The organism is Mycobacterium sp. NGS16 (assembly GCF_059813225.1).
On record NZ_JCALEE010000010.1, the window covers coordinates 79,723 to 100,285 of the forward strand.

A 20,563-nucleotide genomic window follows, 5' to 3' on the forward strand; every position below is an offset into this window, starting at 1 on the left:
ACGAAATCCCAGATCTGCGGCGCGGCATCAGCGGCCATGGCGCCCACCGTAGCGCCGTAACCCGGCCCTTGACGGCTCAAGTCACCCGATGCAGAATCCTACACACTGTAGGAAATCTGAAAGGCGGACGAAGTGAGCACCCTGCGCCAATGGCTGTCCCTGCCCGATGCCGAGCCCGCCGAGGATTACGGATTCTTCGGCCCCGACTCGGTGACCTGGAAGGTGTGGAGCTACCCGACCTCACTGTCGATCGGTTTCCAGCGCGCCGTGGTCATCGAGGAGCTCGACCCCGGGCTGGTCGCCTCCGTCGACCACACCCAGGCGATCTACGACCGGCCGCGGACCCGCTACGACCGCACCCTGCGCTATTTCGCGATGGTGGCCTTCGGCGAAAGCCGCACCACCGTCGAGGCCGCCGACATGCTGGTGCGGATCCACTCCAAGGCCATCGGCGTCGACCCGGTCACCGGTGCGCACTACGACGCCAACGACCCCGCCGCCCAGCTGTGGATCCATCTCACCGCCTGGCACTCGATCCTGTACGCCTACGAGAAGTACGGGCCCGGCCCGCTCTCGGCCGACGAGGAAGCGGCCTACTGGGCCGACTGCGCCAAGGCGGCCGAGTTGCAGACCCTCGACCCGGCCGACGTGCCGCGCACCCGGGAAGGCATCCGCGCGTACTTCGAGCAGATGCGCCCGCAGCTGATCAACTCCGACATCGCCCGGCGCGCGATGGCCCACCTGCTGCACGCCGAGGTGATCCTGCCGCCGTCGCTGCCGCGGTTGCTGTGGCCGGCCACGCTGGTCATCACCGCCTTCCTGCGCCGCGGCACGCTGGCGACCATGCCGCGCTGGATGCGCCGGCTGGGCGGGGTGGGCACCTCGCGGCTGCTCGACGCGCTGATCGTGCCCCCGCTCAGTGCCGCGTTCACCTTGCTGAGCCTGAGCCCGCGCGTGCAGTTGATGCTGCTGCGGCTGATCTCACCGATGACGCTGCCGATCGGCACCCGGGTGCTGCGTTCGATCCGGCCGCTCGACCCGGTCACCACGACACCGCGCGAGGCCCAACAGCGTTTCGGCTACGCCGTGCCGGCGCAGGCCCACCTGGACTTCCGGGCCAAGCAGGCCAACCGGGTCTTCGGTGAAGGGTTGGCACCCAGCGATGAGGGGCTCATCGAGTCCCAGCCGATCCTGGGAAGCATCCGATGACCGGCGAGCTGCAGCAGCTGCTGGACCGCCGGCTGAGCATCCGCCAGCTGTTCTACCTGGCCGTCCTGGGATGGGTGCTGCTCGGCGTCTAGCTGGTGATTGGAGTGTTCTGGGCCGGCAGCCATTACCAGCACCTGGGCGAGGTCCGCGGCGCCGACAAGGTGTTCTCCGTTCTCGGCGAGATCGTCGCCTGGCCGGTACTGATCATCGCCGATATCCAACTACGCTGAACCGGTGCCGGAACCCGCCGCCAACCGGTCCCGCGCCGAGCATCTCGGTCCACAGCGCCGTCGCCCGCAGGTGCTCGACGCCGCCTTGCAGATCGCGGCGGACCACGGCGTCGCGGGGGTGACCATGGCGGCCATCGCCGAGCGCATCGGGGTCACCCGCCCGGTGGTGTACGCCTGTTACGACGGCCGCGGCGAGGTGCTGGCCGCACTGCTCGACCGGGAGACCGAGCTGATGCTCACCAGCCTGCTCGCCGAGTTGCCGCCGCAGCGGGCCGGCAGTGTCGAGGACCGGTTCGTCGCGGGCTTCTGCGCGTTCCTGTCCACCGTGCGTGAGCGCCCGGCGTCGTGGCGGATCATCTTCACCGCCGACCAGGACCCGGTGCTGGCGGCCGCCGTCGTCTCGGGCCGGGCCCGGCTCACCGAGCGGGTCGCCACGGTGATGCGGCCGCTGCTGAAACAGCGCGCACAGTCCGAGCGCACGCTGGCCGCGCTCACCGAGGTGTTCCTGGCCATCGGTGAAGCCGCCGCCCGCATGTTGCTCGATGCCGAGCAGCAGTGGACGCCGGAGAGCCTGGCCGAGATCGTCGGCCGCGCCGCCTACCGGACGTTTGCGATCTAGGCGGTATGCCAGAATGTTGCGCAGTCACCCGGGTGAATGTGAGGAGTCGAAGTGTCCAGTACCGAAGTGGAGCGCCATGGTGTTGACACCGCCGAGGTGCCGTCCGCGGCGTGGGGCTGGAGCGCGATCAATTACCGCACCTGGCACATCGTCGGCCTGGGCATCGTCGGGTTCCTGCTGCTGATGCTGCGGGGCAACCACATCGGCCACGTCGAAGACTATTTCCTGCTCGGGTTCGCCGCGCTGTCGCTGTTCGTCGTGGCGCGCGACATCATCGGCCGCAAGCGCGGCTGGCTGCGCTGAACCCCACTACTGGCTGTCGGCCGCCAACTGGCCACAGGCGGCTGCGATCTCGCGGCCCCGGGTGTCGCGCACGGTGCATTCCACGCCCTGGGCCCGCACCCGCCGGACGAACTCCCGCTCCACCGGTTTGGGACTGGCGTCCCAGTCACTGCCGGGTGTCGGATTGAGCGGAATCAGGTTGACGTGCACCAACTGGCCGAGCGCCTGGTGCAGCTTGCGGCCCAAGAGGTCCGCGCGCCAGGGCTGGTCGTTGACGTCGCGGATCAACGCATATTCCACCGACACCCGCCGGCCGGTGACATCGGCGTAGTAGCGGGCGGCGTCGAGCGCTTCGGCGACCTTCCAGCGATTGTTGACCGGCACCAGGGTGTCGCGGAGCTCGTCATCGGGGGTGTGCAGCGACAGCGCCAGTGTCACGCCCAGCCCCTCATCGGCGAGCTTGCGGATCGCCGGGGCCAGCCCGACCGTCGACACCGTCACCGATCGCGCCGAGATGCCGAACCCGTTGGGTGGCGGCGCGGTGATCCGGCGGACGGCGGCCACCACCCGGGCGTAATTGGCCAGCGGCTCCCCCATGCCCATGAACACGATGTTGGAGAGCCGACCGTGATCACGATCCCGTAGTTCGACGGCGGCGGCGCGGACCTGCTCGAGGATCTCGGCGGTGGACAGATTGCGGGTGAGCCCGGCCTGGCCGGTCGCGCAGAACGGGCAGGCCATGCCGCAGCCGGCCTGCGAGGAGATGCAGACGGTGTTGCGGCGCGGGTAGCGCATCAGCACCGACTCGAACTTGGTGTGGTCATGGGCGCGCCACAGCGTCTTGCGCGTCTCGCCGGCGTCGCATTCGATCTCGCTGGCGGCGGTCAACAGGGTGGGAAACAGCGCGTCGGCCACCGCGGAGCGCACCGCGGCCGGCAGGTCGGTCATCTGCTGCGGGTCGGCGTTCAACCGGCCGTAATAGTGGTTCGCCAGCTGGTTGGCCCGAAACGCCGGAAGGTCCAGTTCGGCGACGGCGGCGGCGCGGCCGGTCGGGTCGAGGTCGGCCAGGTGCCGCGGCGGCAGGGCGCGTCGCGGTGCGGTGAATACCAGCTGTGGCTTCATGATCCGTTTCAGTATGCCCGCGGCTCAGGGCAGGACGGTCAGCACGATCCAGGTCACCACGGCCGCGGGCAGCAGCGCGTCGAGCCGGTCCATGATCCCGCCGTGGCCCGGCAGCAGCCGGCCCATGTCCTTGATGCCCAGGTCGCGTTTGACCTGCGACTCGATGAGGTCGCCGAAGACCCCGGTGAACACCAGCAGCAGCCCCAGCGGCAGTCCCACCCACCACGGCCGGCCGAGGAACACCGTCACCGCGAACACCGCCGCGGCCACACCGAGCACCAGCGATCCGGCGAAACCCTCCCAGGACTTCTTCGGGCTGATCGCCGGCGCCATCGGATGCTTGCCGAACAGCACACCGACGGCGTAGCCGCCGATGTCGGAGAAGACCACCGGGAACAGCAGGCACAGCACCCGGCCCGGACCGTCGTCGCGGAAGACCAGCAGGGCCGCGAAGCTCATGCACAGCGGCACCCAGACCGCGATCAGGATCATCGCCGACATGTCCCGCAGGTAGTTGACCGGGGCGTGGTGCAGCCCCTGGTCGACCAGCCGCCACATCATGGCGACCACGACGGTGGCACCGAACGCGCCGAGCACTCCGCGGGCTCCGAACGGCAGCGACAGCCACAGCATCGCCTGGCCGCCGAGCGCCAGCGGCAGGAACGGCACGTCGTAGCCGACTTCCCGCAGCCGCCGGGTGATCTCGTGGGTGGCGATCGGAGTGGCCACTGCCAGGATCAGCACCCAAAAGCGCGGGGCGAACAGCAGCGTGTAGACCAGCAGCCCGCCGAGCACCGCCCCCACGACGATCGCGGCGGGGAGATTGCGTCCCGCCCGCGACTGCTTGTGACCGGTATCTGCACCGGTGTCGTTGTCTGTCACGGGTTTTGACTGCTGACGGCCGTTAGACCTCCAGCAACTCGCCTTCTTTGTGCTTGACCAGTTCGTCGATCTGGCTCACGTACTGCTGGGTGGAGCGGTCCAGGTCCTTCTCGGCCCGGCCGACCTCATCCTCGCCGGCGTCGCCGTCCTTGCGGATGCGGTGCAGCTCCTCCATCGCCTTGCGGCGGATGTTGCGCACCGAGACCTTGGCGTCCTCACCCTTGGCCTTGGCCTGCTTGACCAGCTCCTTGCGCCGTTCCTCGGTGAGCTGCGGCACCGAGACCCGGATCAGCGAACCGTCGTTGCTGGGGTTCAGGCCCAGATCGGAGTTTCGGATCGCGGTCTCGATGGCGCCCAGCTGGGACGCCTCGTAGGGCTTGATCACCACCAGCCGTGCCTCGGGCACGTTGATGCTGCACAGCTGGGTGATCGGGGTGGGCGACCCGTAGTAGTCGATGACGATCCGGGAGAACATTCCCGGGTTGGCCCGGCCGGTGCGAATGGTCGCCAGGTCGTCGCGAGCCACCGCCACGGCCTTCTCCATCTTCTCTTCGGCATCGAAGAGCGCCTCGTCAATCATCTGTGCCGTCCTCTCCCCCGCAAGCGGGTGGTACCCCACTTCTCAGGTGGTGACCAGTGTTCCGATCTTCTCACCCGCGACCGCCCGCGCGATATTTCCGTCCGTCAGCAGGTTGAACACCAGGATCGGCATGCCATTGTCCATACAAAGGCTGAACGCGGTGGCGTCGGCCACCCGCAGCCCGCGGTCGATGACCTCGCGGTGACTGATCGCGGTCAGCAGTTCGGCATCGGGGTTGACCCGCGGATCCTCGGTGAACACCCCGTCGACGGCCTTGGCCATCAGCACCACCTCGGCACCGATCTCCAGCGCTCGCTGGGCGGCGGTGGTGTCGGTGGAGAAGTACGGCAGCCCCATGCCGGCACCGAAGATCACCACCCGCCCCTTCTCCAGGTGCCGCTGGGCGCGCAGCGGAATGTAGGGCTCGGCGACCTGCCCCATGGTGATCGCGGTCTGCACCCGGGTGTCGATGCCTTCTTTTTCCAAGAAGTCTTGTAGCGCAAGGCTGTTCATCACGGTGCCGAGCATGCCCATATAGTCCGAGCGCATCCGCTCCATGCCGCGCTGCTGCAGCTGCGCGCCGCGGAAGAAGTTGCCGCCGCCGATGACAACCGCGACCTGCACGCCGTCGCGGACCACTTCGGCGATCTGGCGGGCGACCTGGGCGACGACGTCGGGGTCAAGCCCGACCTGCCCGCCGCCGAACATCTCCCCACCGAGTTTGAGCAGCACCCGGGAGTAATGGGGGCGGCCGGTCGGTGAGACCCGGTCGGTACTCGTCGGCTCCGTCATCAGGCTCCTCGGGCTCCGCGCATGACAGCGCCATCGCGGAAATCGGTCGCGACGGCACCTGTCATCCTGCCCTACCGGGCCGGTCAAAGGGTGCCCGGGGTCGAGACCCAGACCGCGCAACATCACAACAGATGAAAAATTTTTCAATTGATGGCTTTCTGCTGCTATGGTGGGCCCGTGCCGAACTCGCTGCACCAGGTGAAGGCCGAATTCTTCAAGACGCTGGGTCACCCGACCCGGATCCGGGTACTGGAGCTACTCGCCGAACGCGATCGAACCGTCGGCGAGCTGCTTCCCGAGATCGGCGTGGAGGCGTCCAACCTGTCCCAGCAGCTGGCCGTGCTTCGGCGCGCGGGCGTGGTGATGGCGACCAAGGAGGGCAACACAGTGGTCTACTCCATCGCCTCACCGGTGATCACCGAACTGCTCGCGGTGGCGCGCAAGGCGCTGACCGGACTGCTGGCCGATCAGATCGCGATTCTCGACGATCTACGGGCCGGCCGATGAGCTGGCTCAGCAGGATCTTGCGGCTCGGCCGCATCACCGAACCGGCCGGCGCCCGCCCGCCCGCTGACCCGCCCCGCGGGCTGTCCGGCTCGGTGCAGGTCCGCCATGTCGACGCCGGATCGTGCAACGGCTGCGAAATCGAGATCGCCGGGGCCTTCGGCCCGGTGTATGACGCCGAACGGTTCGGCGCCCGGCTTGTCGCGTCCCCCCGGCACGCCGACGCACTGCTGGTCACCGGGGTGGTCACCCGCAATATGGCCGAACCGCTGCGCAACACCGTCGGGGCCACGCCGAAGCCGCGGCGGGTCATCGCCTGCGGTGACTGCGCGCTGAACCGCGGGGTGTTCGCGCAGGCCTACGGAACGGTAGGCGCTGTCGGTGAGATCGTGCCGGTGGACGTCGAGATTCCCGGCTGCCCGCCCACTCCCGACCAGATCGTCGCCGCGCTCCGGTCGGTGACCGGAAGGTGACTGAGCCCCACCCCATGCGTCGCAACGCGGTTGGCCCGTTGCTCAGTGGTGCGACGACGATCGGAGTGGGCGCCGCCGGAGTCGGTGTCGGGTTGACCGGCGTGTTCGGTGCCGTGCCGGCGGTCCGGATCGGCTGGCTGCTTCCGCTGGCCGGCGTGCAGCTGCGGGTGGAGCCGGTCGGCGGCTTTTTCATGGTGCTGACCGGCGCGGTGGCGGTGGCGGCCGGCCTGTATTGGATCGGCTACTGCCGTCGCGAGCGGTTCGGTGCCATTCCGCTGACGGCGCTGCCGGTGTTCGTCGGCACGCTGCTGGCCGTCCCGGCGGCGGGCTCGGTGACCACGTTCCTGTTCGCCTGGGAACTGATGGCGCTGACGTCGCTGGTGTTGGTGCTCACCGATGCGCAGCGCGGCGAAGTGCGCTCGGCCGCGCTGATTTACGCGGTCATGACACAGCTGGGCTTCGTGACGCTGCTGTTGGGGATGGTCATCCTGGCGGCGGCCGCCGGTGACGACTTCAGCGGAATCGGCACGGTGCCCGACGGCGTGCGCCACACCGTGTTCGTGTTGACCCTGATCGGTTTCGGCTCCAAGGCCGGGCTGCTGCCGTTGCACGCCTGGCTGCCGCGGGCGCACCCGGAGGCGCCGAGCCCGGTCTCGGCGCTGCTCAGCGCCGCCATGGTCAATCTCGGTGTCTACGGCATCATCCGCATCGACCTGCAGCTGTTGGGGCCCGGTCCGCGCTGGTGGGCGTTGGCGCTGCTGATCGCCGGTGGCGCGTCGGCGGTGTACGGGGTGTTGCAGGCCTCGGTGGCCACCGATCTCAAACGGCTGCTTGCCTATTCGACGACGGAGAACATCGGGCTGATCACCCTGGCGTTGGGCGCCGCGATGTTGCTGGCGGGCGCCGGATCACGGCCGGCCGCGGCGGTGGCGCTCACCGCGGCGCTGCTGCACCTGATCGCCCACAGTGCGTTCAAAAGCCTCGGGTTCTTCGCGGCCGGATCCGTGCTGACCGCGACCGGCCTGCGCGACCTGGACCGGCTCGGCGGCCTGGCCCGCCGGATGCCGGTCACCACCGCGCTGTTCGGGGTGGCCGCGCTCGGCGCCGCCGGATTGCCGTTGGGCGCGGGCTTCGTCAGCGAATGGCTGCTGCTGCAGTCATTGATGCACGCCCGGCCCGGCCATGACGCCACCATCGCGCTGGTGACGCCGCTGGCGGTCGCGGCGGTGGCGCTGACCGCCGGACTGGGGGTGGCCGCGATGGTCAAGGCGTTCGGGATCGGATTCCTGGCCCGCCCGCGCACCGACGCCGCTGCGTCGGCGCGGGAATCCCCCGTCACGATGATCGCGGCGATGGCGCTGCCCGCGGCCGCCTGTGTGGTGCTGGCCGTCGCCCCCGGTGCGGTGGCTCCGATGCTGAACCGGGTGCTCGACGCGCTGACGTTCACCGACGCCCCGACGCTCGGGGTGTTCCTGCAGCTGCCCGGCTTGCACGGTTCCATCGCCCCGGGCGTGCTGGCCACCACCCTGGCCGCCGCCGTCCTACTGGTGTCGATCGGCGCCCGGTGGCGCTCGCGGCATCGTCCCGACCCGGCCACCGTGCCGCTGTGGGCGTGCGGCGCCGACGATCTGACCCCGCGCATGCAATACACCGCGACGTCCTTCGCCCAACCCCTGCAGCAGGTCTTCGACGATGTGCTGCGCTTCGAGACCGGTGTCGAGGTGAGCGGCCCGGCAGCGCCGACCTATGTGGTCGACCGGATCGCCTATCGAGCGCGGTCCGCCGACGTCATCGAGGACCGCTGGTATGCCCCGGTACTGAAGGCCCTCGCCGCGACCGCGCAGCTGGTCCGGCGCGCCCACACCGGCAGCGTGCACCTGTACCTGGCCTACGGCGCGCTGGGCGTGCTGATCGCCCTGCTGGTGGCGCGATGACCGCGATGGCCTACCTGGCGGGTTTCATCCAGGTCACCGGCGTCGTCGTCGGCACACCACTGGTCATCGGCCTGATGCGCCAGATCCGGGCGCGGGCCGAGGGCCGCGCCGGTGCCGGGATCTGGCAGCCGTGGCGTGACCTGCGCAAGCTGTTCGGCAAGCAGATGCTCCACCCGCGCGGCACCACCTGGGTGTTCGCGGCGGCGCCGGCCGCGTTGGCCGCCACCACGCTGGTCATCGTCGCCACCGCACCGCTGGTGGCCACCGACTCGCCGCTGGACCCGGTCGCCGACCTGATCACCGTGGTGGGGCTGCTGTTTCTGGGGACCGTGGCGCTCACGCTGGCCGGGATCGACACCGCGACGGCGTTCGGCGGGATGGGCGCCAGCCGCGAGATCACCATCGCAGCACTGGTCGAACCGACCATCCTGCTGGCGGTGTTCGCGTTGTCGATCCCGGCGGGCTCGGCCAACCTGGGCGCCATCGTCGGCAACACCCTCGCGCATCCCGGCCAGGTGTTCTCGTTGGCCAGTGCGCTGGCGTTCGTCGCGCTGTGCATCGTCATCGTCGCCGAGACCGGCCGGCTGCCGGTGGACAATCCGTCGACCCACCTGGAGCTGACGATGGTGCACGAGGCGATGGTGCTGGAATACGCCGGTCCCAAGCTGGCCCTGGTCGAGTGGGCCGCCGGCATGCGGCTGACGGTGCTGCTGGCGCTGCTGGCCAACCTGTTCTTCCCGTGGGGCATCGCCGGGGCGAATCCGAGCCCGGTCGACCTGGCGGTGGGCGCCGGTGCGATCGCGATCAAGGTCGCTCTGCTGGCGAGTGCGCTGGCCGTTATCGAGGTGTTCCTCGCCAAGCTGCGACTGTTCCGGGTGCCCGAATTGCTGGCCGGGTCCTTCCTGTTGGCGTTGCTGGCGGTGACGGCGGCGAACTTCTTCACCGGGGCGGGCCGATGAGCTACGACAACATGCTGGATCTGGCCGCCGGCGCGGTGCTGCTGACCGCGGTGCTGGCCGTCTGGCGCCGCGACCTGTCGGCGATCGTGCGGGGACTGCTCGTCGCCCAGGGTGCTGCACTGGCCGCCATCCCGGTGATTCGCGGTGTGCACGAACAGGATCGGGCCCTGATCGCGGTCGGGGTCGTGGTGGTGGCCGTGCGGGCCGTCGCGCTGCCGGGGCTGTTGGCCCGCGCGCTCGGCGCCGAATTAGAGCGCCGCGAGGCCACTCCCCTGGTCAGCATCGCCGCATCACTGCTGGTGGTCACCGCCCTGGTGGTGGTGGCATTCGCGATCGCCCAGCCCGTGGTGGACCTGCAGCGCAGCACCGCGACCAACGCCGCCCCGGCCGCGATTGCCACCGTCCTGATCGCCCTGTTCATGATGGCGACCCGCCGCCATGCCATCTCGCAGGCGGTCGGGCTGCTGATGCTGGACAACGGGATCGCCGCCACCGCGTTCCTGCTGACCGCCGGTGTCCCGCTGATCGTCGAACTGGGTGCGTCGCTGGATGTGCTGTTCGTGCTGATCGTGCTCGGTGTGCTGACCGGGCGATTGCGCAACGCCTTCGGTGGGGTGGATCTGGACCGGCTGCGGGAGCTGCGCGACTGATGACACCTCTGCTGCTGCTCGCCCTTCTGGCACCCGTTGGGGCGTCCGTGTTTTCGGTTGTGGCCGGCTGGCGCCGGCTCAGCGCAGTCGCGACGTGTGCGTCGGCGCTGACGATTCTCGGCTGCGGGATCGCCCTCGCGTTTCGGCTCGGTGACCGGGCACATCTGGCCCTGAACGGCCTGCTGCGCGCCGACGCACTGTCGGTGACCATGCTGATCGTGATCGGGGTCGTCGGCAGCCTGGCCACCTGGGCGAGCATCGGCTACCTCGACGCCGAGCTGGCCCGCGGGGTGACCGATCGGCGCGGTGCACGGCTGTACGGCATCCTCACCCCGGCGTTTCTGGCCGCGATGGCGCTTGCGGTGTCGGCCAACAACATCGGGGTGGTGTGGGTCGCCGTCGAGGCCACCACGGTGGTCACCGCGTTTCTGGTCGGGCACCACCGCAGCCGTGCCGCGCTGGAGGCCACCTGGAAGTACGTCATGGTCTGTTCGGTGGGCATCACCATCGCGTTTTTGGGCACCGTCCTGCTGCACTTCGCCGCTCGCCACGCCGGCGCCGGCGGCGAGGATGCGCTGCACTTCGACGTCCTGGTGGCCCATGCCGGCGGTCTCGACCCGGCGGTCACCCGGCTGGCCGGGGCACTGTTGCTGATCGGCTACGGCGCGAAGATGGGTCTGGCGCCGTTTCACAGCTGGCTGGCCGACGCGCACAGTCAGGCGCCGGCACCGGTTTCGGCGTTGATGAGCGGGGTGCTGCTGTCGGTCGCGTTCTCGGTGCTGATCCGGATCAAGCCGATCATCGACGCCGCGACGGGCCCCGCTTTCCTGCGGGCCGCGCTGCTGACCACCGGGCTGGCGACGATGCTCATCGCCGCGCTGCTGCTGACGGTCACCGCCGACCTCAAACGGATGCTGGCCTATTCGTCGATGGAGACGATGGGCCTGATCGCGGTCGCCGCCGCCGCCGGCACCGCGCCGGCCATCGCCGCACTGCTCCTGCACGTGCTGGCGCACGGGGTGGGCAAGACGGTGCTGTTCCTGGCCGGCGGCCAGTTGCAGGCCGCCCACGGCACCACGGCGATCAGCGAGATCACCGCGGTGTTGGGCCGATCACGGCTGGTCGGTGGCGCATTCGCGGCCGGGATGGTGGTGCTGCTCGGGTTGCCGCCGTTCGCGATGTTCGCCAGCGAGTTGGCGATCGCGATGTCGCTGGCCGACGCCCGGCTGGCGTGGGCCCTGGGACTGGCGCTGGTGGCGCTTCTGGTGGCGTTCGCCGCGCTGATCGCCAACTCCGGCCGCATGCTGCTGGGTGTACCGAGCCCCGGCGGCCCGCCGATCCAGGTGCCGGCCACCGTCGCGGCCGCACTGGTGACCGGGGTGCTGGCCGCACTGGCCCTGGGCGTGACCGCGGGCCCGCTGACCGACCTGTTCGCCACCGCCGCAACACAACTGGGGGCGCTGTGACGGCTTCGGTTTCCCGCGTCGCGGTCACCGGCACCGAGTTGGCCGACGCGACCGTGCGGTTGCTGGCCGACGGCTTCCGGCTCGCACTGGTGGCCGCCCACGATGAGGACGACCACCTGCGCGTGGTGTATCTGTTCCTCGCCGGCCGGCCGGACCGTCGCACCGAGCTGACCCTGACCGTTCCGGCGCAGCACCCGTCGATACCATCGCTGGCCCGGTTGTCTTTTCAGGCCGGCCGCTTCGAACGGGAGATGCTGGACCTCTACGGGATCACCCCGGTCGACCATCCGCAGCCGCGCCGCCTGGTGCGCCACGCGCACTGGCCGGAGAATTGGCATCCGATGCGCAACGACGCCGGGCCGCCGCCGGACTTCGTTGCGGCGGGCCGCTTTCCCTTCCTCAACGTCGAAGGCGCCGGCGTCTACGAGATTCCGGTCGGGCCGGTGCACGCCGGCCTGATCGAGCCGGGTCACTTCCGCTTCTCGGTGATCGGGGAATCGGTGCTGCGGCTCAAGGCGCGGCTGTGGTTCGTGCACCGGGGAATCGAGCGGCTGTTTGCCGGCCGCGGCGCCGGTGCCGCCGTCGAGCTCGCCGAACGGATCAGCGGTGATACCTCCGCCGGACACGCACTGGCGCACAGCCTGGCCGTTGAGGATGCCCTCGGTGTCCAGCTGCCGGATCCGGCGCACCGATTGCGCGCCCTGCTCGTCGAACTCGAGCGGCTCTACAACCACGCCGCCGACCTGGGGGCCCTGGCCAACGACGTCGGCTTCGGCCTGGCCAACGTCCACGCCCAACACGCCCGCGAGCAGCTATTGCGGATCAACGCGCAGGTGACCGGCCACCGTTTGTTGCGCCAGGCGATCCGGCCGGGCGCCGTTGTGCTGCAAGCGCTCCCCGATTCTGGGCAGCTGCAGGCCCTGGCCGAGGACATCGCGGAGATCGCCGAACTGACGCTGGGCAACTCGGTGATCTATGACCGGTTCGCCGGCACCTCGGTGCTGCATCGAAGCGACGCGGAAGCGCTAGCGACCCTGGGCTATGTGGCACGGGCCAGCGGGCTGGTCACCGATGCCCGCCTCGACCATCCGATCACCGACCTGCCGGTCACCGAGGCGACGGCGGCAACCGGCGACGTGCTCGCCCGCTACACCGTGCGTCGCGACGAGTTCGCCGCCTCGGTGGCGCTGTGCCGCAACCTGATCGAGAGCCATCGCGGGCCGCTCGAGTTCACCGCGGAGATTCCCGCGGCGGGCGGATCCGGTATCGGCATCGTCGAGGGCTGGCGCGGCACCATCGTGCACCGGGTGGAGATCGGCGCCGACGGAGCCATCACCCGCGCCAAGATCGTCGACCCCTCCTGGTTCAACTGGCCGGCCCTGCCGGTTGCCATGGGCGACACCATCGTCCCGGACTTCCCGCTGACGAACAAGAGCTTCAACCTGTCGTACGCCGGAAACGACTTGTAGCGGCTTGGGACCGCTGCGCCGTGTGTCAGGATATTTGACATGGGTGACGTGGACAGCGCTCCGCTGGGCTATCTGCTGTACCGCGTCAGCTCGGTGCTGCGCCCGCAGGTGTCGGCGGTGCTGGGCCCGTTGGGGCTGACGCTTCCCGAATTCGTCTGCATGCGAGTGCTTTCGCTTCGCCCGGGGCTGTCCAGCGCCGAGTTGGCCCGCCACATCAGCGTCACGCCGCAGGCCATGAACGCCGTGCTGCACCGGCTGCAGAACCGGGGCGCGGTGAGCCGGCCGCAGTCGGTGCCGTCCGGGCGGGCGCTGCCGGCGACGCTGACCGACGCCGGTCGCGACCTGCTGACCCAGGCGGAAGAGGCGGTGCGGGTCGCCGACGCCCGGGTGCTGGCGGCCCTGAGTCCGGCCGAGCAGCACCGGTTCCGGCAGATGCTGGAGCAGATCGGCGACCAGTGTTGATGGCGGCGGCCCGCTTCGCCCGGCTTCGCGCGCTTGCGACCTCCGCTAGCCCCGGCCGGTGATCCTGGGCCAGGGCTTCGCCGCCTCGAGTTCATAGGCCAGCTCCAGCAGCCGGGCGTCCTGACCGAAGTGGGCGCTGAACATCATGCCCACCGGCAGCCCGGCCGCTGATTCGGCCAGCGGCAACGAGATCGCCGGGTCCCCGGTGGCATTCTGCAGCGGGGTGAACGCCACCCAGTCCATCAGCCGATCGATGATCTGCCGGTAGTCGGCGGTGGGATCCAGGTGGCCGACCTTCGGGGTCTCGTGGGCCAGCGTCGGGGTGAGCACCACGTCGTAGTTGCGGAACAGCCGCGCGGTGTGCCGGCGCAGGCTCGCCAGCCGGGCGATCGCCAGCGGCAGCCGGTACAGGTGCCGGGTGGCATGGCGGTCCAGTCCCAGCGTCAGGTTGTCCAGCCGACCGCGGTCGAAGGTGGGGCCGAACATCCGCCGCCCGCCGCGCACCAGCGCGGTCGCCAAAAACGCCCAGTAGAGCAGGAAGTCGTCGGCGAAGTACCCCGGCACCGGTGGGCGGTCGACATAGTCGAGGTGATGTCCGAGTTCCTCGAGCAGCGCGGCGGTCTTCAACGTCAGCTCGCGCATCTCCGCCGACGTCTCGCGCTGGATCGATTGAGTGATCACCGCGATTCGCAGCCGCTGGCTGCCCGGCGCCCGGACGTCACCGACCGGGGGCAGTTTGGGGTTGCGCCAGATCCGTTCCGCCTCGGCGTAGAAGGCCGCGGTGTCCCGCACCGAGCGGGTGACCACCCCGTTGTAGACGATGCGCACCGGCATGGCGCGCAGGTCGGAGTCCAGCGGCAGCCGGCCGCGCGACGGTTTGAGGCCCACCAGACCGTTGCACGCCGCCGGGATGCGGATGGAGCCGCCGCCGTCGTTGGCGTGCGCGATCGGCACCACCCCGGCCGCGACGAACGCCGCCGACCCCGACGACGACGCCCCCGCGGTGTAGTCGGTGTTCCACGGGTTGCGCACCGCGCCCAGTCGCGGGTGCTCGGCGGCGGCGCTGAACCCGAATTCGGACAGCTGGGTCTTGCCCAGCGCGACCAGGCCGGTGCCCAGGTACAGCCGGGCGAAATCGCCGTCGGCGGCAGCGGCGTGCGGCTGCCACGCGTCGGTGCCCTGCATGGTCGGCATCCCGGCAACATTGACGTTGTCCTTGACGAAGGTCGGGATCCCGCCGAAGTAACCGCCGCGCGGCGCCGCGGCCGCGGCGCGCGCCCGGTCGAACGCCTGGTAGGCCAGGCCGTTCAGCTGCGGGTTGACCGCTTCGGTACGGGCGATCGCGGCTTCGACGAGCTCGGCGGGCGACACGTCGCCCGATCGGATCCGCTCGACCAGACCGACCGCGTCGGAGTCGCCGAGCGCGTCGTCACCGAAGGCGTGGACATGGTGCATGTCCTGACGCTAGCAAGAGCGCCCGTGCTGGGCAGGCTAGGCCTGGCCGACCTCGAACCGCGCAAACCGCGTCACGGTCACGCCCGCTTCGTCGAGCAGCGCCTTCACGGTCTTCTTCGAGTCCGACACCGCCGCCTGGTCCAGCAGCACGGTGTCCTTGAAGAAGCCGTTCACCCGGCCCTCGACGATCTTCGGCAGGGCGGCCTCGGGCTTGCCCTCCTCCTTGGCCGTCTCCTCGGCGATGCGGCGCTCGTTGGCCACCACGTCGGCGGGGACGTCGTCGCGGGTCAGATAGCGGGCCTTGAGCGCGGCGATCTGCAGCGCCACCGCGTGAGCCGCCTCGGTTCCGGCGCCGGTGTACTCAACCAGCACACCGACCGCCGGCGGCAGGTCGGAGGCCCGCTTGTGCAGGTAGGTCTCCACGGTGCCGTCGAAGTAGGCGACCCGGCGCAGTTCGAGCTTCTCGCCGATCTTGGCCGACAGCGCCTCGATCGCCTCACCGACGGTGCGGTCCCCGATCTTGGCAGCCTTGAGCTCCTCGACGTCGGAGGTCTTGGCCGCCGCTGCGGCGGTGACGACCTCCTCGGCGAGCGCCTTGAACTCGTCGTTCTTGGCGACGAAGTCGGTCTCGGAGTTCAGCTCGATCAGCGCGCCGTCCTTGGCGGCGACCAGGCCTTCGGCGGTGGCGCGCTCGGCGCGCTTGCCGACGTCCTTGGCGCCCTTGATCCGCAGCAATTCGACGGACTTGTCGAAGTCGCCGTCACTTTCAGCCAGCGCGTTCTTGCAGTCCATCATGCCTGCGCCGGTGAGTTCCCGAAGCCGCTTGACGTCGGCAGCGGTGTAGTTCGCCACTGTGGTGTGCCTTTCCTACGATGCGTCGGTGGTGGTGTCGGTGCCGGCGGCCGGCTCAGGTGCCGAGGTGGTGGCACCGGCGAGCAGCTCCTGCTCCCATTCGGCCAGCGGCTCGACGGCCTCGGCCTCGGCCTTGCCCTCGCCGTTGCCCTGACCGGCGCGGGCCTGCAGGCCCTCGGCCACCGCGGAGGCGATGACCTTGGTCAACAGCGCCGCCGAGCGGATCGCGTCGTCATTGCCCGGGATCGGGTAGTCGACCAGGTCCGGGTCGCAGTTGGTGTCCAGGATCGCGATCACCGGGATGCCCAGCTTGCGGGCCTCGCCGACGGCGATGTGCTCCTTGTTGGTGTCGACGACCCAGACGGCCGAGGGCACCTTGTTCATGTCGCGGATACCGCCGAGGCTGCGCTCCAGCTTGTTCTTCTCCCGGGTCAGACCCAGGATCTCCTTCTTGGTGCGTCCCTCGAAGCCACCGGTCTGCTCCATGGCCTCGAGCTCCTTGAGCCGCTGCAGCCGCTTGTGCACGGTGGAGAAGTTGGTGAGCATGCCGCCGAGCCAGCGCTGGTTGACGTACGGCATCCCGACCCGGGTGGCCTCGGCCGCGACCGATTCCTGCGCCTGCTTCTTGGTGCCGACGAACAGCACGGTGCCGCCGTGGGCGACGGTCTCCTTGACGAACTCGTACGCCTTGTCGATGAACGTCAGCGTCTGCTGCAGGTCGATGATGTAGATGCCGTTGCGGTCGGTGAAGATGAACCGCTTCATCTTGGGGTTCCAGCGACGGGTCTGATGCCCGAAGTGGGTGCCGCTGTCAAGCAGCTGCTTCATGGTTACAACAGCCATTGATCCATGGCTCCTTATTTGTTGTCGGTTGTCGCCCGGCGACGGGTGAGGCCGGGCCCTGGTGCCTGCTGAGCTGCCGGACCCCTGTCGGGGACCGCCGGCAACCGGTTGTGCTGCAGACACGCGAAGTCAGCCCGCTGACGCGAACCGCGCATGTGAGTTTACACGCCGCGAACAGGTGCTTTGTCCACAGCGGTGACTGGCCCGTTTCGGGGCCGCCGGGGTGAACTGGGCGGATGCGACGCACGGCGTTGTTCCTGGTCGCGGCGTTGCTGCTGGCGGCGCCGGCCCACGGCCACCCGGTGCGGCTGGACTGGCCGCTGCGCCCGCGCCCGGCGGTGGTGCGGGAATTCGACGCCCCGCGGCCGGATTGGCAGCGCGGACATCGGGGGGTGGACCTGGCCGGTGTCGCGGGCCAGCCGGTGTATGCCGCCGGCGACGCGACCGTGGTGTTCGCCGGGCTCTCGGGCGGCGTGCCGGTGGTGTCGCTGGCCCACCCGGGCGGGTTGCGCACCAGCTATCAGCCGGTTTCGGCATCGGTGCGGCCGGGCCAGCGGGTGACGGCGACGACGGTGATCGGGGTGCTGGCGCCCGGTCATCCCGGCTGTGGCGCGGCGGTGTGTCTGCATTGGGGCGCGATGTGGGGGCCAGCCTCGCGGGCCGACTACATCGACCCGCTGGGGTTGTTGGCCTCGACCCCGATCCGGCTCAAGCCGTTATCGTGACCGCCGAGTGTGGGGTTGATGCACGCGTGTCCGGAGAAAGCGTGACACAAGCCGACGTTCGGCGCCCGTTTTGGCGCTAGGCCCGGGGGTGGGCCCGCTCGTGCACCGCCCGCAGCCGCGCGACCGTGACATGGGTGTAGAGCTGGGTGGTGGCCAGGCTGGAGTGACCCAACAGTTCCTGCACGACCCGCAGATCCGCCCCGCCCTCCAACAGGTGAGTCGCCGCGGTGTGCCGCAACCCGTGCGGCCCCATGTCGGGGGCGCCGCCGACCGCGGCGACCGTCTGGTGCACGACGGTACGGGCCTGGCGCGGGTCCAGCCGGCCACCGCGGGCACCGAGCAGCAGGGCCGGGCCGGACTCCGCCGTCGCCAACAGTGGACGCCCGCGGGCCAGCCAGGCCTGCAGCGCCTCGGCGGCCGGCTCGCCGAACGGCACCGTCCGCTGCTTGTTGCCCTTGCCGAGCACCCGCAGCAGCCGACGTGAGGGATCGACGTCGTCGACATCCAGGCCGCACAGTTCGCTGACCCGAACGGCGGTGGCATAGAGCAGTTCGGCGATCAGCCGGTCCCGCAAGGCCAGCGGATCGTTTTGCTGTGCACCGGTTTTCGCGGCGGCCATGGCAGCGTGCGCCTGGTCGGTGCGCAATACCGCCGGCAGGGTCCGGCGAGCTTTGGGCAGTGCAAGCCGCGCCCCGGGATCCGATGCCAGCAGGCCGCGCCGGGCCGCCCAGGCGGTGAAGGTCTTGACCGTCGAGGTGCGCCGGGCCAGTGTGCTGCGGGCCGCGCCGGCGCCGGCCTGCTGGGCCAGCCAGCTGCGCAGCAGCGGCAGGCTCAGGCCGTCGATGCCAGGGTGTCCGCGTTCGGCGAGGAAAGCGAACAGCGACCGCAGGTCACCGAGGTAGGCACGGCGGGTGTGTTCGGAGCGTCCCCGTTCCAAAGCCAGGTGCTCGTCGAACTCCTCGAGAATCTCGTCCACCGACTCACGGTGGCAGAAGCCGTTCAAACGCTCAGGTGACGCGCCGCAGCGTGTCCGGGGTGAGATCAACCCGTGACGGATAACCGTCGACCGCCATGATCAGGTCGGCTTCGGCCAGCAGGGAGCGCAGCACGTGCACGATCCCGCCGACTCCGCCCAGCGCCAACCCGTAGGCGTAGGGGCGGCCGATTCCCACCGCGGTGGCGCCCAGCGCCAGCGCCTTGATGATGTCGGCGCCGGAGCGGATACCCGAGTCGAACAGCACCGGCAGCCCGTCGGCGGCCTCCACCACGCCCGGGAGGCAGTCCAGCGCCGGCAGCCCGCCGTTGGCCTGGCGCCCGCCGTGCGTGGAACAGTAGATGCCGTCCACCCCGCCGTCTTTGGCGCGCCGCGCGTCCTCGGGGTGACAGATTCCCTTGACGATCAGCGGCAGGTCGGTCAACGACCGCAGCCACGGCAGGTCGTCCCAGGTCAGCGGGTTGCCGAAGGTTTGCACCCAGGACAACACGGCGGCCTGCGGGTTCTCTTCGGGCGGTTGGGCCAGCCCGGCGCGGAACACCGGGTCGGAAAAGTAGTTGGCCAGGCAGTGCCCGCGCAGCTGCGGAAAGTTCGACGTCGACAAATCCCGGGGACGCCAGCCCGGAATCCAGGTGTCCAGGGTGACCACGATGGCCTGGTAACCCGCCGCCTCGGCGCGGCGCACCAGGCTTTCGGCCAACTCCCGGTTCTTCGGCGTGTAGAGCTGGAAAAACCCTGGGGTGTCGCCGAATTCCGCGGCCACGTCCTCCAGCGGGTCGGCGGTCAGGGTCGAGACCATCAGCGGAACACCGGTGGCCGCCGCCGCTCTTGCGCTGGCCAAGTCGCCGTGGCCGTCCTGGGCGCAGATACCGATGACACCGATCGGGGCCATGAAGATCGGGGCGGGCAGCCGCAGCCCGAACATCTCGATGGACAAGTCGCGCTGCGCGGCGCCGACGAACATCCGCGGAATGAGCCCCCATCCGTCGAACGCCGCGACGTTGGCCCGCTGGGTGCGCTCGTCTCCGGCGCCGCCGGCCACATATGACCACACCGATGGGGAGAGCGCCGCGGCGGCCTTGGCCTCCAACTCGGTGTAGGTCATGGGCAGCGCGGGCACCACCCCGGCCAGGCCCTGCAGGTAGATCTCGAACTGGTAGTCCCCGTACGCCATGGGGTTAGTCTGCCGCAGCCTCGGCTGCTTCTTTGCTGGCGAGCTCCTTCTTCCATTGCCGGAAGGTCTCTTCGGTGCGACCGCGCCGCCAGTATCCGGAGATCGACGCCCACTTGGCCTCCACCCCGCGCTCCTTGCGGATGTAAGGCCGCAGATTGTGCATGACGGCCTGCGCCTCGCCGTGGATGAACACCTGAACCTGGCCGGGCAGCCACAAGGTGGTGGTAACCGCCTCGATGAGCGGGGCGTTGTCACCGGCCCGGTCCTGCCCGACCAGGTCGGCACGTCCGCCGCGGTGCAGCCAGTTCAGCTGCACGCCCTGCGGCGCGGTCAGCGCGATCTCGTCTTCGGGGCCGGCGACCTCGATGAACGCCTTGCCGACGGCGTCGGCCGGTAACGCCTCCAGGGCGGCCGCGATGGCGGGCAGCGCGCTCTCGTCACCGGCCAGCAGATGCCAGTCGGCGGCCGGGTCGGGCGCGTAGGCGCCGGCGGGGCCCATCAGGTAGACGGGCTGGCCGGGCTGGGCGGCGGTGGCCCACGGGCCGACGACGCCGTGGTCGCCGTGCACCGAGACGTCGATGGTGATCTCCCGGGCGACCGGATCGGCCCGCCGCACCGTCAGGGTGCGGATCACCGGGCGATCCTCGGCCGGCAGGCCGTCGAAGCTGTCCAGCGTCAACGGCTGCGGGAGCACGGCGACATCGAGGTCGTTGCGCACGAAGACGACCTTGACGTAGGAGTCGGTGAACTCGCTCGGGCGGAAGGTATCGAATCCGGTGCCACCGAGCACCACCCGCACCATATGTTCCGAGAGGTGCTCGGTGCGGACTACCGCGAAGGTGTGAACCGGTCTTCCTGCCACGCTGCCTCCCCATCTTGGCCTGCCC

Annotated in this window: 22 protein-coding genes and 1 pseudogene; 13 read left to right on the forward strand and 10 right to left on the reverse strand. The window is 69.9% G+C overall.

The window, feature by feature from the left end; all coding sequences use genetic code 11:
• Positions 1–132: 132 nt before the first annotated feature.
• The 4 genes from AC5Y4Q_RS18845 (at position 133) to AC5Y4Q_RS18860 (ending at position 2,361) form a co-directional block, all read left to right on the forward strand.
• The gene (locus AC5Y4Q_RS18845) at positions 133–1,209 is read left to right on the forward strand and encodes an oxygenase MpaB family protein (protein WP_064923992.1); all 1,077 of its coding nucleotides are present in this window, start codon (positions 133–135) and stop codon (positions 1,207–1,209) included.
• Positions 1,210–1,304: 95 nt separating this feature from the next.
• The gene (locus tag AC5Y4Q_RS18850; protein WP_268967041.1) at positions 1,305–1,439 is read left to right on the forward strand and encodes a hypothetical protein; all 135 of its coding nucleotides are present in this window, start codon (positions 1,305–1,307) and stop codon (positions 1,437–1,439) included.
• A 4-nt stretch (positions 1,440–1,443) separates the two neighbouring features.
• Positions 1,444–2,058: a TetR/AcrR family transcriptional regulator gene (locus tag AC5Y4Q_RS18855; RefSeq protein ID WP_064923994.1), complete on the forward strand. Its 615-nt coding sequence runs from the start codon at positions 1,444–1,446 to the stop codon at positions 2,056–2,058.
• Positions 2,059–2,109: 51 nt separating this feature from the next.
• The gene (locus tag AC5Y4Q_RS18860; RefSeq protein WP_125225688.1) at positions 2,110–2,361 is read left to right on the forward strand and encodes a DUF2631 domain-containing protein; all 252 of its coding nucleotides are present in this window, start codon (positions 2,110–2,112) and stop codon (positions 2,359–2,361) included.
• Positions 2,362–2,367: 6 nt separating this feature from the next.
• Here the strand turns inward: AC5Y4Q_RS18860 and rlmN are convergent, their stop codons facing one another.
• The 4 genes from rlmN to pyrH are packed head-to-tail and all read right to left on the reverse strand — an operon-like array spanning position 2,368 to position 5,716.
• Positions 2,368–3,462, reverse strand: coding sequence for a dual-specificity RNA methyltransferase RlmN (rlmN, locus tag AC5Y4Q_RS18865; protein ID WP_125225689.1), 1,095 nt, complete (start codon positions 3,460–3,462; stop codon positions 2,368–2,370).
• Between the two features lie 24 nt (positions 3,463–3,486).
• A complete protein-coding gene (locus AC5Y4Q_RS18870) occupies positions 3,487–4,344 on the reverse strand; it encodes a phosphatidate cytidylyltransferase (RefSeq protein ID WP_064923997.1) in 858 nt (285 codons plus the stop codon).
• Between the two features lie 22 nt (positions 4,345–4,366).
• Complete coding sequence (gene frr / locus AC5Y4Q_RS18875) at positions 4,367–4,924, reverse strand: ribosome recycling factor (protein ID WP_064923998.1); 558 nt, start codon at positions 4,922–4,924, stop codon at positions 4,367–4,369.
• A 42-nt stretch (positions 4,925–4,966) separates the two neighbouring features.
• Complete coding sequence (gene pyrH / locus AC5Y4Q_RS18880; protein ID WP_064923999.1) at positions 4,967–5,716, reverse strand: UMP kinase; 750 nt, start codon at positions 5,714–5,716, stop codon at positions 4,967–4,969.
• Between the two features lie 177 nt (positions 5,717–5,893).
• Here pyrH and AC5Y4Q_RS18885 point away from each other — a divergent pair, with 177 nt between their 5' ends.
• From AC5Y4Q_RS18885 to AC5Y4Q_RS18920, 8 genes are read left to right on the forward strand one after another with little or no spacing between them, the layout of a single operon-like run.
• Positions 5,894–6,223, forward strand: coding sequence for an ArsR/SmtB family transcription factor (locus AC5Y4Q_RS18885; protein ID WP_109535768.1), 330 nt, complete (start codon positions 5,894–5,896; stop codon positions 6,221–6,223).
• Entirely contained in the window at positions 6,220–6,693 is a 474-nt protein-coding gene (locus AC5Y4Q_RS18890; protein WP_125225690.1) for an NADH-quinone oxidoreductase subunit B family protein, read from the forward strand. The genes AC5Y4Q_RS18885 and AC5Y4Q_RS18890 overlap by 4 nt, the downstream gene beginning before the upstream one ends.
• A 14-nt stretch (positions 6,694–6,707) precedes the next feature.
• Positions 6,708–8,627 (forward strand): proton-conducting transporter transmembrane domain-containing protein, encoded by a 1,920-nt coding sequence (locus AC5Y4Q_RS18895; protein WP_125225695.1) that lies wholly within the window; start codon positions 6,708–6,710, stop codon positions 8,625–8,627.
• A gap of 5 nt (positions 8,628–8,632) precedes the next feature.
• Positions 8,633–9,586 (forward strand): respiratory chain complex I subunit 1 family protein, encoded by a 954-nt coding sequence (locus AC5Y4Q_RS18900; RefSeq protein ID WP_125225696.1) that lies wholly within the window; start codon positions 8,633–8,635, stop codon positions 9,584–9,586.
• Positions 9,583–10,236, forward strand: a complete 654-nt coding sequence (locus AC5Y4Q_RS18905; RefSeq protein WP_064924004.1) for a hypothetical protein — start codon at positions 9,583–9,585, stop codon at positions 10,234–10,236. Before AC5Y4Q_RS18900 ends, AC5Y4Q_RS18905 begins: the two co-directional genes overlap by 4 nt.
• Positions 10,236–11,702, forward strand: a complete 1,467-nt coding sequence (locus AC5Y4Q_RS18910; protein ID WP_064924005.1) for a proton-conducting transporter transmembrane domain-containing protein — start codon at positions 10,236–10,238, stop codon at positions 11,700–11,702. The genes AC5Y4Q_RS18905 and AC5Y4Q_RS18910 overlap by 1 nt, the downstream gene beginning before the upstream one ends.
• A gap of 38 nt (positions 11,703–11,740) precedes the next feature.
• A complete protein-coding gene (locus AC5Y4Q_RS18915; protein ID WP_419179756.1) occupies positions 11,741–13,171 on the forward strand; it encodes a hydrogenase large subunit in 1,431 nt (476 codons plus the stop codon).
• A 39-nt stretch (positions 13,172–13,210) separates the two neighbouring features.
• The gene (locus AC5Y4Q_RS18920; protein WP_125225692.1) at positions 13,211–13,633 is read left to right on the forward strand and encodes a MarR family winged helix-turn-helix transcriptional regulator; all 423 of its coding nucleotides are present in this window, start codon (positions 13,211–13,213) and stop codon (positions 13,631–13,633) included.
• Between the two features lie 45 nt (positions 13,634–13,678).
• Here AC5Y4Q_RS18920 and AC5Y4Q_RS18925 read toward each other — a convergent pair whose 3' ends face one another.
• The 3 genes from AC5Y4Q_RS18925 to rpsB are packed head-to-tail and all read right to left on the reverse strand — an operon-like array spanning position 13,679 to position 16,783.
• Positions 13,679–15,088, reverse strand: coding sequence for an amidase (locus AC5Y4Q_RS18925; protein ID WP_064924008.1), 1,410 nt, complete (start codon positions 15,086–15,088; stop codon positions 13,679–13,681).
• Positions 15,089–15,124: 36 nt separating this feature from the next.
• The gene (gene tsf / locus AC5Y4Q_RS18930) at positions 15,125–15,940 is read right to left on the reverse strand and encodes a translation elongation factor Ts (protein ID WP_064924009.1); all 816 of its coding nucleotides are present in this window, start codon (positions 15,938–15,940) and stop codon (positions 15,125–15,127) included.
• A gap of 15 nt (positions 15,941–15,955) precedes the next feature.
• On the reverse strand, positions 15,956–16,783 hold the full coding sequence (gene rpsB / locus AC5Y4Q_RS18935; RefSeq protein WP_064924010.1) for a 30S ribosomal protein S2: 828 nt from the start codon (positions 16,781–16,783) through the stop codon (positions 15,956–15,958).
• A 257-nt stretch (positions 16,784–17,040) separates the two neighbouring features.
• Between rpsB and AC5Y4Q_RS18940 the strand changes: the two are divergent.
• Positions 17,041–17,505, forward strand: a pseudogene (locus tag AC5Y4Q_RS18940) (M23 family metallopeptidase); the annotation flags it as partial.
• 79 nt (positions 17,506–17,584) lie between these two features.
• Here AC5Y4Q_RS18940 and AC5Y4Q_RS18945 read toward each other — a convergent pair.
• The 3 genes from AC5Y4Q_RS18945 to AC5Y4Q_RS18955 are packed head-to-tail and all read right to left on the reverse strand — an operon-like array spanning position 17,585 to position 20,538.
• Entirely contained in the window at positions 17,585–18,484 is a 900-nt protein-coding gene (locus tag AC5Y4Q_RS18945) for a tyrosine recombinase XerC (protein WP_064924012.1), read from the reverse strand.
• A gap of 31 nt (positions 18,485–18,515) precedes the next feature.
• On the reverse strand, positions 18,516–19,676 hold the full coding sequence (locus AC5Y4Q_RS18950) for an alpha-hydroxy-acid oxidizing protein (RefSeq protein WP_064924013.1): 1,161 nt from the start codon (positions 19,674–19,676) through the stop codon (positions 18,516–18,518).
• Positions 19,677–19,680: 4 nt separating this feature from the next.
• Positions 19,681–20,538, reverse strand: a complete 858-nt coding sequence (locus AC5Y4Q_RS18955) for a siderophore-interacting protein (protein ID WP_499959969.1) — start codon at positions 20,536–20,538, stop codon at positions 19,681–19,683.
• Positions 20,539–20,563: the final 25 nt, after the last annotated feature.

Excerpts from the sequence above, each read along its gene's own strand:
- rlmN (WP_125225689.1), bottom strand. The coding sequence starts at position 3,462 with ATGAAGCCACAGCTGGTATTCACCGCACCGCGACGCGCCCTGCCGCCG.
- frr (WP_064923998.1), bottom strand. The coding sequence starts at position 4,924 with ATGATTGACGAGGCGCTCTTCGATGCCGAAGAGAAGATGGAGAAGGCC.
- pyrH (WP_064923999.1), bottom strand. The coding sequence starts at position 5,716 with ATGACGGAGCCGACGAGTACCGACCGGGTCTCACCGACCGGCCGCCCC.
- AC5Y4Q_RS18890 (WP_125225690.1), top strand. The coding sequence starts at position 6,220 with ATGAGCTGGCTCAGCAGGATCTTGCGGCTCGGCCGCATCACCGAACCG.
- AC5Y4Q_RS18895 (WP_125225695.1), top strand. The coding sequence starts at position 6,708 with ATGCGTCGCAACGCGGTTGGCCCGTTGCTCAGTGGTGCGACGACGATC.
- AC5Y4Q_RS18900 (WP_125225696.1), top strand. The coding sequence starts at position 8,633 with ATGGCCTACCTGGCGGGTTTCATCCAGGTCACCGGCGTCGTCGTCGGC.
- AC5Y4Q_RS18905 (WP_064924004.1), top strand. The coding sequence starts at position 9,583 with ATGAGCTACGACAACATGCTGGATCTGGCCGCCGGCGCGGTGCTGCTG.
- AC5Y4Q_RS18910 (WP_064924005.1), top strand. The coding sequence starts at position 10,236 with ATGACACCTCTGCTGCTGCTCGCCCTTCTGGCACCCGTTGGGGCGTCC.
- AC5Y4Q_RS18920 (WP_125225692.1), top strand. The coding sequence starts at position 13,211 with ATGGGTGACGTGGACAGCGCTCCGCTGGGCTATCTGCTGTACCGCGTC.
- AC5Y4Q_RS18925 (WP_064924008.1), bottom strand. The coding sequence starts at position 15,088 with ATGCACCATGTCCACGCCTTCGGTGACGACGCGCTCGGCGACTCCGAC.
- rpsB (WP_064924010.1), bottom strand. The coding sequence starts at position 16,783 with ATGGCTGTTGTAACCATGAAGCAGCTGCTTGACAGCGGCACCCACTTC.
- AC5Y4Q_RS18950 (WP_064924013.1), bottom strand. The coding sequence starts at position 19,676 with ATGGCGTACGGGGACTACCAGTTCGAGATCTACCTGCAGGGCCTGGCC.